Raw genomic sequence first — 16,387 nt, forward strand, 5'->3', positions numbered from 1 at the left:
ATGGCAATATTAACAGTTGAAAATTTAGGTCATTCTTTTGGTGATCGTACACTCTTTAAAGATGTTTCGTTTCGATTAGTAGAAGGTGATCACATTGGACTCGTAGGAGCTAACGGTGTAGGTAAATCTACATTAATGGGCATCATAACGGGGCAAACAATTCATGATACAGGAAAAGTTGAGTGGCTTCCTGGTACACATTATGGGTATCTTGACCAACATACTGTACTAACTGCTGGCAGAACAATGCGTGAGGTGCTACGCGATGCCTTTTTACCATTATATAAAAAAGAAGAAGAGCTAAATGACATTACAGGGAAAATGGCAGAAGCATCACCTGAAGAATTAGAGGTTCTGCTAGAGCAAATGGCGGAAGTTCAAGATGCACTCGATGCGGGCGATTTCTATTCTCTTGATATGAAAATTGAAGAGGTTGCACGCGGACTTGGTCTTGATGCCATTGGCTTAGAACGTGATGTAGCTGCCCTTTCTGGTGGACAACGTACAAAGGTTTTACTAGCAAAGCTGTTATTAGAAAAACCGAAAGTCCTATTACTAGATGAGCCTACGAACTATTTAGATGAGGAACATATTACTTGGCTAAAGAACTATTTAAAAAACTATCCATATGCATTCCTCTTAATTTCACATGATACAGAATTTATGAACGAGACAGTGGATGTTATTTTCCAACTTGAGTTTTCCAAATTAACGCGGTATACAGCAACCTATGAAAAATTCCTAGAGCTTGCTGAAATTAATAAACGCCAGCATATTGAAGCATATGAAAAGCAACAGGAATTTATCAAGAAACAAGAGGACTTTATCGCTAAAAATAAAGCGCGCTATTCTACTACTGGACGTGCAAAATCTCGTGCTAAGCAGCTCGATCGTTTAGAACGAATTGATCGACCAGAGACGGCTGTAAAACCTGAATTTGGTTTTAAAGAAGCACGTTCATCTGGCCGCTATGTTGTAGAGGCTGAAAATTTAGTCATAGGTTACGATAAGGACAAGCCATTGCTTCCTCCACTAACTTTTGCCATTGAACGTGGCGAAAAGATCGCGCTAGTTGGCATGAATGGTGTAGGTAAATCAACATTACTAAAAACGATGCTAGGGAAAATTAATCCCCTTGGTGGGAAAGTGGTTCGAGGTGATTACCTTTATCCATCTTACTTTGAGCAAGAGGTTAAAGCAGAGAAAATCACTCCAATTGATGATGTGTGGAATGCCTTTCCTTCTATGGAACAAGCGCAGGTTCGTGCCGCTTTAGCAAGAGCTGGTTTAAAAACGGACCATATTACACGCCCACTCAATTCATTATCTGGTGGTGAGCAAGCGAAAGTTCGTTTATGTAAATTAATGATGGAAGAAGCTAACTGGCTTCTTTTTGACGAACCGACAAACCATTTAGATGTAGATGCAAAAAATGAACTAAAACGTGCTATGAAAGAATTTAAAGGCACCATCGTACTAGTAAGCCATGAACCAGAATTCTATGACGGGCTAGTAACAAAGGTTTGGAATGTACAAGATTGGTTCACTTCTGGACAACAAAGCTAATATCAAGAGCAGTTCCCACATATTATAGGGGCTGCTCTTTTAATTTTTTTGAAATTACTATGTATAATTAGACATCTTTAAACATAATATAATCAGTGGACTAACAATTTACATTTATATTTTATAATCTCTCTCCTCTAGGACAAGCCCGTGGGTAACCCAAAACTCATTACACCAAGACACTATACTTACATCATTGTAAGCTGAATAAATGAAACCTTTTGCTGTATGCTTCGTATACTTAATATAACTAAAAAAATATTTTGCTATTGAGAAAATATTTCAATTAACTATTGATTTATATATAGCTTACTAGTAAGATATATATAGACCACTTAACTTACTAATAAGCTATTTGTAAAATATAATCTAAAAAAGAAAGCGAGGAATGAAGAATGACAGTTACAATTTACTCACAAGCGAGCTGTTCTTCATCCAGAAAAGCACTTAAATGGTTAAAAGATCACAACATTGAATATAAAGAAAAACGTATTACATCTCACCCTCTTACTCTTGCAGAATTTAAAGAAATTCTAAGTATGACGGAAGATGGCACAGATGAAATTATCGCAACTAACTCGAATGATTTTAAAAACTTAAATATCGATATTGAACAACTTTCTATTCAAGAGCTATTCGCTATTATCCAGGCACACCCAAGAATGTTGCGAAGCCCTATTTTAATAGATGAAAAACGTATTCAAGTTGGTTACAATGAGATGGACATCCGTCGTTTTATCCCACGTAAAGTGCGTGCATACGAATTAAATGCGATGACAAGATTGGCACAAGAAAGCTAAAACAGTTTTGGAGATGACCTTCTATGGATCAAGAAAAACAAAAAGCCATTACCTCATTGTTTGAAGTCGTTTCATCTATTGAGCGTAAGTGGGCAAACGAGTGGAATAATCATAATGTGCTCGGCTTTTCAAAATCCCATATTTTAATTTTAGACTACTTATCGCAGGAGGGCCCAAAACGCCCTTCTGCTATTGCTGAGCGGTTAAAAGTAACCACTGGTGGCGTCACAGTGTTAACAACAAAGCTTATTAATGGAGGCTTTATTGAAAAAACACAGCACGCTACAGACCGACGAGCTTCTCAACTTGTCATAACTGCTGAAGGAGAAAATATCCTAAAAGAATCTCGTCAACAAGTGAGCGAAATTATTAACAATATGTTTGGGATGCTAACAGCAGAAGAACTGCAAACATTACGAAATATTTTTTCTAAATGTCTATTGGATGTTGAGACGAATCGATCAGAATAAAGAACTCAAAACAATCTATAGCATTTTTGTAAAAGGTAAAAAAGGCTTACCCTTTCGCAAAAAAATGTTATTTTTCGGCAAAGGTCTCGCATACAAAATGAAAGTGTTTACTCATTTTATTGTTATTGTGACTAATTATAGAGAGCCTTTCCTTTCTCTAAAAATAGTTATAATGAGCATAAAGCCTTTGTAGCTTAGTTGATTGGAGAGGAGACAATGTCACTTCTATGGGATATGCCTCACAGATGAGACCCTTGAGCGAACAAAGTGAAATGACTCATCGGACTCTCTCCTGAAATGGGAGCTGGCGGAACGAAAATCAGCCCAGTCAAAAGGTCTTATTCTATTAGTTACCTCATTTCTTTCACAACATGAAAAGATGCATTCGCAAATATTTGCGAATGCATCTTTTTTTGATTAGCCGAACGAATACTTCTGTCTAAGTACTTGTGGTAGGCGACCAATCGGCTTTTATTACGCTGGTAGCACAGATTCCACAATAGCTGTATCCGACATGAGCATTTCTTTTAAACGAGCCTTTGCACGGAACAAACGAGACTTCACAGTTCCTATGGAAACTTTCATAATCGTAGAGATTTCTGCAAGTGAATATTGGTCTATGTAGAAATACCATAAAGTTTTTCGATAAATGGCATCTAATTGCTCCATTTTATCTTGGACTAGTTTTGTGACAATATCCTTTTCAATTTTTTCTTCTGTTGAAATATCATTATTGGGAACCAAATCTAAAATCGGTACGTCTAATGTTTCAGGTTGGTTCATCATATATTTACTACGACGCACTTTTTTACGATAGCGGTCTCTAAAAGTATTCATTGTAATAGTTGTCAGCCAAGCTTTAATATGCTCCACCTCAGCAACGCTGTCTTCATAGCGTACAACCTTAACCCAAACTTCTTGCATTAAATCCTCAGCTTCTACATTATTGCGAGTTAGTTTTAAACATAAGTGATATATATAACGATTGTACTCCTCGTATACGCCTTCTAATTTTTCATTCATTGTGTATGCCTCCGCTTCTTGTTCTTGCTTCTATACACATTCTCGCAAAATAATGTATTACACTCTATCGCATTGGCTTTCAATTTCATTACAATCGTGTAAGCTTAAACGCTTTTGCTTGTAATATTCGTAAAAATTGTTTTACTACTATATTTCTTTCCCTGCAGCGGATAACTAGATGACAATACTTCCCTATTTTCATAACTATATTTTAAATAATAATTATTTTCAGAAAGGTGTTGAGACATTTTAGGTAGACAACATACTAAAAATGCACTCCTAGCAGAAGTGCATGTGTTTGTTTAGCTTAACAGTCCTAGACGAAAAGCAGAGGCAACGACCTGTGTTCGATTTTTCGCTTTGAGTTTTGTCATTAGACTACTTACATAATCTCTGACTGTATGCTCACTTAAAAACAAGAAACCGCCAATTTTTTTATTGTCATAGCCTTCAGCAAGCAAACCAAGTATCATTGACTCCCTTTCTGTTAAATGTAGCTCTGTATTTTTTTCTACCTTCTCACCCTTACGCGATAAAAATAACCCTAGACGATTTCCCACTTCTTCTAGAAGCAATAACTCTTCTTTTGTACAATCAAATTCTTCACCTAGCTGATCGAATGTCAGCCATCCAAATAACTGGTCTCGTCGCATAATAGGGATAAAAATAATGGAGGATAAATTAAATAACTGAATATGCTCCTCCTTCACGTAATTTTTAGGGTTTTTTAAATAAATGGGTTTTTTTGAACTAAGTATCGTGTTATCCCCAGTTAGCTGCCCTTTCATACTTTGCACCTTAGAAAGCTCTGCTCCAATAACTCCATAAAATTGATTGGACCATGGGACATAAGCGTAAAAAACGCATCTTTTATAACTAAAATACTCTTCGCATTTTTTTAAAATATAGGCTAAGTCCTGATAACCTGTGGAACTAATCAACAATTTATCAAGCTTATCCAGTAACTGTAAATACTTCAATTTCTGATTATCTGTAGATCGATAATTAGCATTGTGATCTCCCCCATAGTAAAGCTGTACTAGAAACGTAAATTTTGATAGCACATACATTAAGATGGCGTTCGTTCGGCTACTCTTTTGCTGAATCATAAAGGTAATCAATGCTTTCTCAAAAATTAATTGAAATAAATTAAAGCTCTTCTTATCAATAATAGACAGCTGTGATTGAAGCCACGTAGTAAAAAATGATTTATCATCTTCATTTAATTCATCAATGTTTGTATGTGTCGTTAAGCGTAAAAACGAATCTAGTAGCATAGCTACCCTTTTTTGATCAGATTCGGCTATAGAAGGTTCTAGATTAAGATAAATATTTGTATTCTCTTCAATTTGTTTATGATGAATTTTAATAAATAACACAAATTCCTGCAGTGTTACTTCTTCAACTGACTGAAACGGATGCGTCATAGGAAAATCTTCTCCTTCACACTAAAATACCCCTATAAATGGAGGATATTCACTCACTATATTATACAGCATCTTATAGGATAGTATTTCAAATTGAAAGGAGTAAGATGAAAGTATCGCTAAACAATGCGAATACTTTTGAATCCTTAGGTAACCATAAAACCGAAATAATGAAAGGTGCGTGCTAGCAATGAGACTGGAAAATAAAGTAGCCATTATTACAGGTGGAGGTACAGGAATCGGGAAAGAAACGGCACTATTATTTGCTAAAGAAGGAGCAAAAGTAGTCATTACTGATATAAATGAACAATCTGGTAACGACACAATCCGAGATATTCAAGCTATTGGCGGAGAAGCATTATTTGTTCGTCATGATGTTAGCAATGAAGATGACTGGAAAAAAGTCGCGGACGAAACAATAAAAACATTTAACAAAGTAGATATCCTATTCAACAATGCGGGTATTTATATTATTAAACCACTCGCTGAGATCGAACTATCTGATTGGAATCGTTTAATGTCCATTAATGTAACAGGTGTCTTCCTAGGTATGAAGCACATTATGCCACTTATGGCTAAACAAAATAAAGGTTCTGTTATAAATGCTTCTTCTATTGCTGGTCTAACAGGCGCTGCTGGACATGTATTATATGGAGCTAGTAAAGGCGCTGTTCGCATTATGACTAAAGATGCCGCAATGGAATATGCCCCATATGGTGTACGCGTCAACTCTATTCATCCTGGCTATATTGATACAGGTATGGCAGATTATGCATCAGCATCAATAGGAAGCTCTAAAGATGAGTTAGGGAAAAACTTGTTCCCATTAGGTCGTTTAGGCTCTGTCAAAGAAGTAGCGCAAACCGTTCTATTTTTAGCTTCTGATGAATCTTCATTCTCAACCGGTGCTGAATTCGTTATTGATGGTGGAGCAACTGCAAAATAACAATAAAGGTGGTCTTTAAAATGAAATTACAAGATAAAGTAGCGATCGTAACAGGCGGTGCTAGTGGTATCGGTGAGGCTACAGTACGCCTCTTTGTCCAAGAAGGTGCCCAAGTAGTCATTGCCGATTTTTCTGACCGTGGTCAAAGTATCTCAGAAGAATTAAATGGTGCAGGTTTTGATACATTATTCATAAAAACAGATGTAACAAACGAAGAAGACATTCAAAATATGATTAAGGAAACAGTTAATAAATACGGTAAACTTGATATTATGTATGCAAATGCTGGCGTAGCAGATGATGCACCGGCACATGAGCTATCGTTCGAAAAATGGAAAAGAACCATTGATATTAATTTATCAGGTGTATTTCTTTCTGATAAATATGCAATTGAACAATTCCTTGCCCAAGGAACTGGTGGCGTTATTGTCAATGCTGGTTCCATTCATAGTTTCGTTGCCTTACCAAATCCTACAGCCTATTCATCTGCAAAAGGCGGAGTAAAATTATTAACTCAAAATTTATGTACAGCTTACGCTAAACAAGGCATTCGTGTAAATGCAGTATGTCCTGGCTATATCGATACACCCTTACTTGCTGAAGTAGATGCTCAAAAGAAAGAATATTTAGCGTCCCTTCATCCTCAAGGTCGTCTCGGTAAACCAGAAGAAATTGCCAAAGCTGTACTTTTCTTAGCGAGCGACGACTCAAGCTTTGTCAATGGTACAACTCTACTTGTCGATGGTGGCTACACTGCTCATTAATAAACATAAAGGGTCTGAATTCGGTTTTTTCCGAATTTCAGGCGCTTTTTTTTAGGTTTGAAAACCAGCTAACATAAGTGACAAAAAAAGAAAAAATTAATTATAATAATCCAAAAGAAAAGTATTGAGGTGATACTTATGCAAAAGATTATTGTATCAACTGATGAAAATTTAAGAGAATTAACAAAACATCATACTTTTGTTATGCCCATTGCATGCTATAAATCAGTCATCTCAAACGATAACTCTAATCATATATATGGTTACGTTCCCCTTCATTGGCATGAAGAAATTCAATTTGTTTCCGTTTTACAGGGTGAAGGAATTTTTCAAGTAAATGAGGAATACATCGAACTTAAAGAAGGAGATGGTTTGTTTATAAATAGCGGTCGATTGCATATGTCAAAAAGTAATACAAGTTGCACTTTTATCTGCTTAAACGTCTCTCCTCACTATATTTTATCGCAAGAGCTCTATAATATTTATGTAAAACCGTATATAGAAGCAACTAATTTACCCTATATCCTAATAAATACGGATGAACTTTGGGGAAAGAATATCTTAAATGCTATTTATCAAATATATCAATATATTGATCAAAAACCACAAAAATATGAGGTTGATATATCAATTAAGTTAACGTTTATTTGGAGGAATTTAATCGCTAGTGGTTTTCAATTACAATTTATAGAATCAGAAGAATTGAAAAACAATAGAGTTAAAGGAATGCTAAGTTGGATTCATCAATATTATATGGAAAAGATAACGTTAGCAGATATAGCACGTGCAGGGCAGCTTAGTAAATCGGAATGCTGTAGATATTTTAAACGATATTTTAAAATGAGCCCTTTGAATTATGTGATCGATTATCGCATTAAAAAAAGCTTATATTTATTACAGCGAAGTGATTTTTCTGTTACGGAAGTCGCTTATCAAGTAGGATTTAATAGTACGAGTTATTACATTAGCAAATTTAAAGAAATAATGCGTACGACTCCATTAGCCTATCAAAAAAAGATTTTAAATAACGGACCTTCAAATTAAAAGGTTTAAGTCCTATTAAACAACGGACTTAAACCTTTAATTTAGGAAAATATATTTTATCTGTAGTATGCGATCACCTCTATTTCTACTAATGCATTTTTTGGTAAACACCACTGCATAAACTGCATGAGCAGGTAAAATATCACCAGCAAAATATTTCATATAAATTTTATTTACTGTGGCAAAATCATTGATGTTATTTAATAATATGATTTTTTTCACTACATTTGTAAAATTAAACCCTGCATCTGCTAGAATACTTTTTATGTTTTTAAAACCTTGATGAGCTTGCTCTTTTACTCCCCCTTCTGGAAACTCTCCTGTTTTAGGGTTTATAGTAAGCTGCCATGACACGAATAAAAAATCTCCAGCTTTAATTGCTTGTCAATAAGGACCAATTGCTGCTGATGCCTTATCTGTTGATACTTTTTCAATACTCATTATGCTATCTCCTATAGGATGGTTTATATTGAATATGCCCCATCCCATACAACCTTTTTATAATGTGTGGCGTCCGTATCACCTTCCGTGCTAAAGAATAGAATTTTTGAATCTGCAGTAAGGTTTAATTGTTCCTTTAATTCTGCGTACTGGCTTCGTCTTAAAATTTCGCTTACAGCCCCTACCCCAACTGCCCCAGATTCACCTGAAATAACTTGTACATCACCCTTAATCGGTGCTGCTAAAATTCTCATTCCTTGCGCAGCGATGTTGTCTGGGCAGGAAAGAAAGGCGTCAGCATAATCTTTTAAAATTTCCCAACCTAATGTACTTGGTTCACCGCAAGCCAACCCTGCCATAATGGTATCCATATCACCTTTTACATAGTGTAGTTCACCATCATTTGCTTCCGCCGTTTTAAATATACAATTTGCCTTGTCTGGTTCTACAACAACGGTAATTGGGCGCTCTTCACCATAAATGTTTGCGAAGAAACCTTGAACTGTTGCTGCTAGTGAGCCAACACCAGCTTGAATAAAGATATGTGTAGGCTTTTCACCTATCTCCTTAAGCTGCTCATATGTTTCTACCACCATTGTGATATAGCCTTGCATAATTCTCTTTGGTATTTCCTCGTAGTTTTCCCATGCCGTGTCCTGGACCAATACCCAATTATTTTTCTCAGCATGTTCAGCAGCTAAACGAACCGTATCATCATAATTAACAGAAGTAATAGATGCATTAGCTCCTAAGTTTTTAATATGTTGTAATCTTTCCTCAGAAGATCCTTTAGGCATATACACAACAGATTTTTGTTCCAATTTTTTTGCTGTCCATGCGACACCTCTGCCGTGATTTCCATCAGTTGCAGTAATAAAAGTTATTTCGCCTAATTTTTCTTTCACTTCAGGTGAAACAAGCTTGTCGTAAGATACATTGGCAGGATCAATATTTAATTGACTTGCTAAGTGTTGTCCAATCGCATAGGAACCACCTAAAGCTTTAAATGCGTTCAATCCAAAGCGATATGATTCATCTTTGACAAATACTTTGCTAACATTTAATTCCTGAGCCAACTTATTTAAAACAGCTAAAGGTGTTGGTTCATACTGTGGGAAACTTTTGTGAAATGTATGCACTTTTTGAGCTTCCTCTACGCCTAAAAAATCAATGTTAATACTAGGTTTTTTCTTTCTATTAAGCTTTACTAACTTCATATTTAATCATCTCCAATTCTCTGTAAGCAATCTATTATTTTGCTAGACATAGTTTAATAATTTCAGCAAAGAATTCAGCACCTGTTTCTAAGATTGCGTCATTGTAATCGTAATGGGAGTTATGCAGTGGAATGACTTCTTCATCTTCATCTTTACTTCCAAGGAATACAAAGCAGCCGGGAATTTCCTCTATAAATTTACCAAAATCCTCCGAGGCCATGATTGGTACACAATCACTGTTTGTATTTTCTACACCAACAACATTGTTAGCTGCTATGATAGCCGTTTCATTGCATTCATCCCAGTTAATTGTCGGTGAAAATTCATGAGTATACTCAAATTCGCACTCTGCACCGTGCATGGCACATATACTTTCACAAATACTTCTCATTCTTTCTTCTAAAAGTTTTTGAACTTCTGGAGTAAAGCTCCTCGTATCTCCTTTAATTTCTACATTAGAGGGAATTGCATTTCGAATTCCATCTGAATGAATTTCTGTACATGATACAACTGCTGTTTGAAGCGGATCTAGATTTCTCGACACTACTGTTTGAAGTGCAAGAATAATTTCTGCTGCTATTACTAAAGGATCAATACCCATATGTGGACTTGATGAATGTGAGCCTTTTCCTTTAATTCGAATAACAAAGTTATCTTCGCTAGCCATGATCGGACCTGACTTAGTATGAATCGTTCCAACTGGTAATCCCGGCATATTATGCAGGCCGTAAATTGCGTCAACTGGGAAGCGTTCAAATAATTTATCGTCCATCATCGCTTGAGCACCTTTTCCAATTTCCTCAGCAGGTTGAAAGATGAATCGAACAGTACCATTAAAGTTTTTTCGAGTAGAAAGTAATTTAGCGGCTCCTAATAAAGTAGTCATGTGACCATCATGTCCACATGCATGCATTTTTCCTTGATGTTCTGAGCAATAAGGAAGTTTCTTCACTTCCATTAGATTTAATGCATCCATATCAGCTCGTAATCCAATAATCCCGTTCCCTTCTCCAATAGTAAGGCTTGCTACAACACCTGTACGCCCGATATTTTCATGTACCTCTAAACCCATCTTTTTGAGTTCTTGTGCTATATAAGCCGATGTTTTTACTTCCTCGAAAGCAGTCTCAGGAATTCTGTGTAATTGTTGTCGCCATTCTTGTAGTTGTTTTTTAAATTCTGCGTTACTCATCATATACCCCCTGATTTTTATCGAATAATTCCGATTATCACAACAAGGAATTCCATGCTGCCATCCTCCTACTTTGTGATTTGTATAAATGAACTTTTAGTATACTCTCCTCCCTCTACAGGCATTTTAATCTTTAGTTAATTCTAAAATATATAAGGTTATTATTTAATTTTATAAATATATTGAGGTATGTTCATTTTAGCGGGGATAAACAAACGACAGCAAAAGGAGAATCCCTTTTAATTACAAGTTTTTCAGAGGTAAATAAAAAAGTAATCTACAAATAAATATAAATATTGTATATAGACTTATTACACTTCTTCTCAAATAATACTTGTTAAAAGAATTTGAATAACTATCTCATAAATGGATGAAATGCTATATACTTTTATTACATCAGTATTTTTATATTATGAAAGTGAAGGGTGTGATTTATTTATGAATTTAAATGATTGGCTAAATGAAAAAGTTCCAGAAATCACAAGTTCATTAAACGATATTAACCGGCAATATGTTGATATCGAAAATTCAATAGGCTTTGTTGGGCGCAATCAAATTTATAAAATTTTAGATAATTTTCACGAAGTGCTGTTCCCAGGTATTCATACGGCTCCACCGATCGATAATACTCGAATTAATATTGTAAGTAGTAATAAACTGCGTGAAACGGCATTAGATTTACGTGATATCATTGAAAAAGTATTAATTTACAATATGGAATATAATAGCGATACAGACAACTGCACGTGTCAAGAGGATGCGGACCGTATTGTAATGAAGTTAATCTCACAATTCCCGAATATCCGTAAAATTTTGCAAACAGATATTCAGGCAGCATACAACGGTGACCCGGCTGCTCTTTCTACAGAGGAGATTTTATTAAGCTATCCATCAATCGTAGCTGTATATATTCACCGTATTGCACACGAGCTATATGAACAGGGCGTACCGATTGTGCCACGTATTATGTCAGAGTATGCACACAGTTTAACAGGAATCGATATTCATCCAGGGGCAACAATTGGAGAATCCTTCTTTATCGACCATGGCACAGGGGTCGTTATCGGTGAAACATGTAACATCGGCAATAACGTCAAAATATATCAAAGTGTTACATTAGGGGCATTAAGCTTCCCTCTTGATGAAAATGGTAATCCAATTAAAGGAATTAAACGACATCCTAATATTGAGGATAATGTCGTTATTTATGCAGGTGCAACAATTTTAGGTGGCGAGACGACGATCGGCCATGATTCAGTGCTAGGCAGTAATATTTGGCTAATGAATTCAATCCCACCCTATTCACGTGTCTACAACTCACCACCATCACCAAACATTAGTAGCAGTAAAACAAAAAAGAGTTAATATAAACTCATCTTCCCTACAAATTTCATAGATGAGCTAACAAATAAAAGATCTCCACCAAACCGAATTAACCCCCGGTGGCGAAGATCCTCCCAAAGACACTGTTGAGCCAACAGTGTCTTTTATATATGAAACAGGCATCTATGCTGAAAGAAAAAATTACTCCCTCTGAATCATAAAATCAGAATCGCAGCTATCAATACTTTCGAGTTTTGATATGCTATACTATTTCTATTATCGAAATATTAGAAAGAGGGATGCTAGATGACTAATTTACAGCAATTAGATGCTTATTTTGTAGAACATCGTGAAGCACATTTAAATGAATTGAAGGAATTTTTACGAATTCCAAGTATTAGCTCTTTATCTGAACATAAGGAAGATATCCAACATGCCGCACAATGGTTAGCTAGTGCGTTTGAGAAACTAAATCTTGAAAATATCTCTATTACCCAAACAGCTGGGCACCCTGTTGTCTATGCAGATTGGCTACACGCTGAAGGAAAACCAACGATTTTATTTTACGGCCACTATGATGTGCAACCGGTTGATCCATTAAATTTATGGGATAGTGAGCCGTTTAATCCTACAATTCGTGACAATAAATTATTTGCTCGTGGTGCTAGTGATGATAAAGGGCAAGTGTTTATGCACTTAAAAATGATTGAGGCACTATTTGCGACAACGGGGACTTTACCAGTTAACGTTAAATTCATTTATGAAGGCGAAGAAGAAATCGGCAGCCCACACCTACCAGCCTATGTAGAGCAAAATAAGGAAAAATTAGAAGCAGATTTAATTTTAATTTCTGATACAGGTCTCTATGGTCCTGGTAAGCCTGCGGTTTGCTATGGCTTACGTGGTTTAACAGGCATTCAAATTGATGTTCGTGGGGCTAAGGGAGATTTACACTCTGGACTTTACGGTGGTGGCGTACAAAATGCCATTCATGCATTAGCTGAAATTTTAGCATCCTTCCGTGATGAACATGGAACAATTCAAGTTGATGGCTTCTACGATAAAGTATTGCCTTTAACAGAGGAAGAACGTGAAGCTTACCTTGAACTTGGCTTTAATGAAGAATCAGTTAAACAGGAAGTTGGCGTAAAAGAATTATTCGGTGAACAAGGGTTTTCATACTTAGAACGAACTTGGGCACGTCCAACACTTGAGGTGAATGGTGTATTTGGTGGTTTCTCTGGTGAAGGCATCAAAACAGTTTTACCTGCTGAAGCTGGCGCTAAAATCACATGTCGTCTTGTTCCAAACCAAGAGCCTGATGAAATTGTCGCCCTTTTAAAAGCGCATGTTGAAAAGCATAAGCCTGCTGGTGTGGAAATTAACATTTCTGAATTCGATAAAGGTCGTCCATTCTTAACTCCATTCGACCATCCATTTATCCAAGCAGCAGGACGTTCTTATGAAAAAGTGTATAATGTACCAACTGCTTACACACGTGGTGGTGGCTCTATTCCTATCGTCGCTGCATTTGATGAAATTTTAGCATTACCTGTGGTGTTAATGGGCTTTGGTCTATCAAGTGAAAACTTCCACGCACCAAACGAGCACTTCCATCTAGAAAACTTCGATAAAGGCTTACGTGTTTTAAGTGACTATTTATTCGAGGTTGCTGAATTACAAAAATAATAGTTTCTAACAAATAAAAATCCCATCGCTTTTTAGCGAAGGGATTTTTTGTTACTCACCAAACACAGTGACAATTTCAGCAGCCTGTTTGCGTTCTCTACCTTTTGGCACTTCATCAAAATAGCCAACTTGTAGCATGGCAATGACACGCTCTCCTGGTTGAACTTTCAGGGCCTCACGGAATTTTGGATTGTCTAAGAACGCTGGTGTTTTCCAGCAAGAGCCGATTCCTCTATCCCACGCCAATAATTGTATATTCTGAATGAAGGTACTTGCAGCAGCGTAATCTTCTAGACGCTCTTTTTGACGTGCATCCTCTGGGACGATAACAAAGGCATAACCACCTGGTAATGTAAACTTCATCATTTGCTTTGCTAAATCTTCACTTGAAAGCTCCTGCCATTTTGGAATAGTCAGGTCACGTAATAAATGATGCAGATCTACAATTTCCTTTCCACAAGCTACAACTAAGCGCCAAGGCTCTCGGTTACCGTGATTCGGGGCCCATACTGCATCATCAATAATAGCCATTAAATCTTCACGCTCTACAGGCTGACCATTAAATTTTTTAATGGATCGTCGTTGCATAATTGCATCTCTAACAGATAAAATTTGTTCGCTCATATATCTATTCTCCTTCTACCACAAGACAACATATTTAAATTATCTCTTCTATCTTTCACATTATCATAAAATGATTGCTTTAACACTACCTCTTCCTATGCAAAGCTGTCGTCTATATGATAGAAAAAGTAAGTCATGCTCGGTGTATAGGCTGTAGAGTCCTCGTAAAAATACGGTCGATTAATACTATCCGAGGTATGCGCATTCACATAAGGTATGCCATTTTGAATGCTTGTGACAATCACAGAGTGGTCGATCCTTCCATTTCCTTGAAAATCATAAAAGATAACATCTCCCAGCTCTAATTCCTCAGCATATTGCACACGCGTGCCTTTTAATCCAGTTGTAGATCCCTCTAAATACCATCTTAATGAGTGGGCTACGGACCAGCTAAAGCTCCAATTCCCTTGTTGCATCCACCACCCTTTATCTCTGCTAGGTGCTCCTCGCATTGGTGCGCCGCCTGCTAGTAAGCACTGAGATATATAATTTGTGCAATCAACATCAAAATTAGGAAACGCAGGATTACGTCTATTCCACCATAAATTGGCATACTGAACAGCAGCCTGTCTGTTATACATTTTCGCCATACATCCCCTCCTCATGCCATCATATGTCTACTTATATATTTCTATTAGTTAGGTCCTTCCTCTTATTCTTACCTGAAAACAGCTATAATCAGCATGTTCTTTTCCATTTTCAAGAACATTTTTGCTACAATAAGGTTTAAAGAAATGTAGATTTTATTTAATGACCAGAAGGGATGTTCAATGTGAAGCAGCATGCTGAGAAAGAAATTTTGCAGCCAACTCTTTTATGCGATAAAAAGGGTAATTTAAATCCAGCAGCCATCGGATTTGCACGTAAACCACTCATTAATAGTAATTTAAGCGGTCATATCATGCGTAAAAAGAAATGGAACTATTGGTGTGTCTATGGTGATGAAATCCTTTTCTCTGCTACAATTAGTCATCTAGATTATGCAGCAGTCTGCTTCGTTTATTTTCTTGAATATGAAACACAGCGCTATTTCGAAAAAACGATTACAATTCCCCTCGGTGGTAAATTAAAAATGCCTTCACAGGTTTTAGAATCCGTTTCCTTTAAAAATAGCGAAATGATGATTGATCAATTATTTATTCAAAATGAAACCCATTTATCGGTTTCCATACCAAACTTTGATGGAGACGTTTTACGTGCAAAGCTTATTATTCAACATCCTCCTACAGACGAAACTTTAAATGTTGTCATCCCTTGGAATCGTAAAACATTTCAGTTTACAGGTAAGCATCATATACTACCAACTTCAGGTTTTGTCACAATTGGTACTCGACGTTTTAATTTCTCAGCTGAAGAAAATTTTGCAGTGTTAGATTATGGACGAGGTATTTGGCCCCGTGAGGCATTGTGGAATTGGGGAATGGCTTCCCAGCGGGTTCGTGGACGACGCATTGGACTTAATTTAGGAGGTAAATGGACAGACGGCACTGGCATGACTGAAAATGCAATTTTTGTGGATGGTAAAATGACAAAAATACATGAGGATTTATTGTTTCAATATGATTCCGAGGATTATATGCAGCGCTGGAAAGTAAAAACAAAATTCTCTAATCAAGTCTCACTAACATTCTCTCCATTTTTTGAACGTGTTGCTCAAACAAATGCGAAATTGGTTAAATCAGAGGTACATCAACTATTTGGTTATTATGATGGCTCCATTTTACTCGATAATGGTGAAACACTGGTTATTCAACAGATGCTTGGAGGCATTGAGGAACATCGCGCTAAATGGTAGTACACATCTTATAGAAGACGCCGCTTCCCGTGGGTATTACTATAATAACTTGTTATTCCACGGAAG

General features: G+C 36.5%; 16 protein-coding genes. 9 read left to right on the forward strand and 7 right to left on the reverse strand.

Features of this window, described 5'->3' with window-relative positions:
• From SJW71_RS21975 to SJW71_RS21985, 3 genes are all read left to right on the forward strand, one after another.
• Positions 1–1,566 (forward strand): ABC-F family ATP-binding cassette domain-containing protein, encoded by a 1,566-nt coding sequence (locus SJW71_RS21975; RefSeq protein ID WP_274795442.1) that lies wholly within the window; start codon positions 1–3, stop codon positions 1,564–1,566.
• Between the two features lie 395 nt (positions 1,567–1,961).
• Positions 1,962–2,366, forward strand: a complete 405-nt coding sequence (gene spx / locus SJW71_RS21980) for a transcriptional regulator Spx (protein ID WP_274795441.1) — start codon at positions 1,962–1,964, stop codon at positions 2,364–2,366.
• Between the two features lie 23 nt (positions 2,367–2,389).
• Positions 2,390–2,836 carry a MarR family winged helix-turn-helix transcriptional regulator gene (locus SJW71_RS21985; protein WP_274795440.1) on the forward strand — a complete coding sequence of 149 codons (447 nt, stop codon included), beginning with the start codon at positions 2,390–2,392 and terminating at the stop codon, positions 2,834–2,836.
• Positions 2,837–3,310: 474 nt separating this feature from the next.
• On the opposite strand, the gene SJW71_RS21990 is transcribed toward SJW71_RS21985, so the two are convergent.
• Both SJW71_RS21990 and SJW71_RS21995 read right to left on the reverse strand, forming a co-directional pair.
• The gene (locus SJW71_RS21990) at positions 3,311–3,859 is read right to left on the reverse strand and encodes an RNA polymerase sigma factor (protein ID WP_155592487.1); all 549 of its coding nucleotides are present in this window, start codon (positions 3,857–3,859) and stop codon (positions 3,311–3,313) included.
• A gap of 302 nt (positions 3,860–4,161) precedes the next feature.
• The gene (locus SJW71_RS21995) at positions 4,162–5,286 is read right to left on the reverse strand and encodes a helix-turn-helix domain-containing protein (protein WP_322604838.1); all 1,125 of its coding nucleotides are present in this window, start codon (positions 5,284–5,286) and stop codon (positions 4,162–4,164) included.
• 190 nt (positions 5,287–5,476) lie between these two features.
• On the opposite strand from SJW71_RS21995, the gene SJW71_RS22000 reads away from it, so the two are divergent.
• The 3 genes from SJW71_RS22000 to SJW71_RS22010 all read left to right on the forward strand — a co-directional run bounded on the left by SJW71_RS22000 (position 5,477) and on the right by SJW71_RS22010 (position 8,040).
• On the forward strand, positions 5,477–6,232 hold the full coding sequence (locus tag SJW71_RS22000; protein ID WP_274795438.1) for an SDR family NAD(P)-dependent oxidoreductase: 756 nt from the start codon (positions 5,477–5,479) through the stop codon (positions 6,230–6,232).
• Positions 6,233–6,252: 20 nt separating this feature from the next.
• On the forward strand, positions 6,253–6,996 hold the full coding sequence (locus SJW71_RS22005) for an SDR family NAD(P)-dependent oxidoreductase (RefSeq protein ID WP_274795437.1): 744 nt from the start codon (positions 6,253–6,255) through the stop codon (positions 6,994–6,996).
• A gap of 138 nt (positions 6,997–7,134) precedes the next feature.
• Positions 7,135–8,040, forward strand: coding sequence for an AraC family transcriptional regulator (locus SJW71_RS22010; RefSeq protein ID WP_274795436.1), 906 nt, complete (start codon positions 7,135–7,137; stop codon positions 8,038–8,040).
• 36 nt (positions 8,041–8,076) lie between these two features.
• On the opposite strand, the gene SJW71_RS22015 is transcribed toward SJW71_RS22010, so the two are convergent.
• The 3 genes from SJW71_RS22015 to SJW71_RS22025 form a co-directional block, all read right to left on the reverse strand.
• Positions 8,077–8,394, reverse strand: a complete 318-nt coding sequence (locus SJW71_RS22015) for a Rid family hydrolase (RefSeq protein ID WP_431811548.1) — start codon at positions 8,392–8,394, stop codon at positions 8,077–8,079.
• 110 nt (positions 8,395–8,504) lie between these two features.
• Positions 8,505–9,698, reverse strand: a complete 1,194-nt coding sequence (gene dpaL / locus SJW71_RS22020; protein ID WP_322604839.1) for a diaminopropionate ammonia-lyase — start codon at positions 9,696–9,698, stop codon at positions 8,505–8,507.
• A gap of 34 nt (positions 9,699–9,732) precedes the next feature.
• Positions 9,733–10,890, reverse strand: a complete 1,158-nt coding sequence (locus SJW71_RS22025) for a M20 aminoacylase family protein (protein WP_322604840.1) — start codon at positions 10,888–10,890, stop codon at positions 9,733–9,735.
• A gap of 438 nt (positions 10,891–11,328) precedes the next feature.
• Between SJW71_RS22025 and epsC the strand changes: the two genes are divergently transcribed.
• Both epsC and SJW71_RS22035 read left to right on the forward strand, forming a co-directional pair.
• A complete protein-coding gene (gene epsC / locus SJW71_RS22030) occupies positions 11,329–12,255 on the forward strand; it encodes a serine O-acetyltransferase EpsC (protein ID WP_274795433.1) in 927 nt (308 codons plus the stop codon).
• Positions 12,256–12,519: 264 nt separating this feature from the next.
• The gene (locus tag SJW71_RS22035; RefSeq protein WP_429979694.1) at positions 12,520–13,902 is read left to right on the forward strand and encodes a dipeptidase; all 1,383 of its coding nucleotides are present in this window, start codon (positions 12,520–12,522) and stop codon (positions 13,900–13,902) included.
• A 51-nt stretch (positions 13,903–13,953) separates the two neighbouring features.
• On the opposite strand, the gene SJW71_RS22040 is transcribed toward SJW71_RS22035, so the two are convergent.
• A complete protein-coding gene (locus tag SJW71_RS22040; protein ID WP_274795431.1) occupies positions 13,954–14,526 on the reverse strand; it encodes a nitroreductase family protein in 573 nt (190 codons plus the stop codon).
• A gap of 95 nt (positions 14,527–14,621) precedes the next feature.
• The gene (locus SJW71_RS22045) at positions 14,622–15,116 is read right to left on the reverse strand and encodes an amidase domain-containing protein (protein WP_274795430.1); all 495 of its coding nucleotides are present in this window, start codon (positions 15,114–15,116) and stop codon (positions 14,622–14,624) included.
• 182 nt (positions 15,117–15,298) lie between these two features.
• On the opposite strand from SJW71_RS22045, the gene SJW71_RS22050 reads away from it, so the two are divergent.
• Entirely contained in the window at positions 15,299–16,321 is a 1,023-nt protein-coding gene (locus SJW71_RS22050; protein ID WP_274795429.1) for a DUF2804 domain-containing protein, read from the forward strand.
• The last annotated feature ends 66 nt before the right edge of the window (positions 16,322–16,387 follow it).

The organism is Lysinibacillus sp. FW12 (assembly GCF_050817245.1).
In the GTDB taxonomy this organism is placed as follows: domain Bacteria; phylum Bacillota; class Bacilli; order Bacillales_A; family Planococcaceae; genus Lysinibacillus; species Lysinibacillus irui.

Bases quoted from the DNA above. Each gene is read 5' to 3' on its own strand.
- spx (WP_274795441.1), top strand. From the start codon at position 1,962: ATGACAGTTACAATTTACTCACAAGCGAGCTGTTCTTCATCCAGAAAA.
- SJW71_RS21995 (WP_322604838.1), bottom strand. From the start codon at position 5,286: ATGACGCATCCGTTTCAGTCAGTTGAAGAAGTAACACTGCAGGAATTT.
- SJW71_RS22005 (WP_274795437.1), top strand. From the start codon at position 6,253: ATGAAATTACAAGATAAAGTAGCGATCGTAACAGGCGGTGCTAGTGGT.
- SJW71_RS22040 (WP_274795431.1), bottom strand. From the start codon at position 14,526: ATGAGCGAACAAATTTTATCTGTTAGAGATGCAATTATGCAACGACGA.
- SJW71_RS21990 (WP_155592487.1), bottom strand. From the start codon at position 3,859: ATGAATGAAAAATTAGAAGGCGTATACGAGGAGTACAATCGTTATATA.
- SJW71_RS22010 (WP_274795436.1), top strand. From the start codon at position 7,135: ATGCAAAAGATTATTGTATCAACTGATGAAAATTTAAGAGAATTAACA.
- SJW71_RS21985 (WP_274795440.1), top strand. From the start codon at position 2,390: ATGGATCAAGAAAAACAAAAAGCCATTACCTCATTGTTTGAAGTCGTT.
- SJW71_RS22000 (WP_274795438.1), top strand. From the start codon at position 5,477: ATGAGACTGGAAAATAAAGTAGCCATTATTACAGGTGGAGGTACAGGA.
- dpaL (WP_322604839.1), bottom strand. From the start codon at position 9,698: ATGAAGTTAGTAAAGCTTAATAGAAAGAAAAAACCTAGTATTAACATT.
- epsC (WP_274795433.1), top strand. From the start codon at position 11,329: ATGAATTTAAATGATTGGCTAAATGAAAAAGTTCCAGAAATCACAAGT.
- SJW71_RS21975 (WP_274795442.1), top strand. From the start codon at position 1: ATGGCAATATTAACAGTTGAAAATTTAGGTCATTCTTTTGGTGATCGT.
- SJW71_RS22025 (WP_322604840.1), bottom strand. From the start codon at position 10,890: ATGAGTAACGCAGAATTTAAAAAACAACTACAAGAATGGCGACAACAA.
- SJW71_RS22045 (WP_274795430.1), bottom strand. From the start codon at position 15,116: ATGGCGAAAATGTATAACAGACAGGCTGCTGTTCAGTATGCCAATTTA.
- SJW71_RS22035 (WP_429979694.1), top strand. From the start codon at position 12,520: ATGACTAATTTACAGCAATTAGATGCTTATTTTGTAGAACATCGTGAA.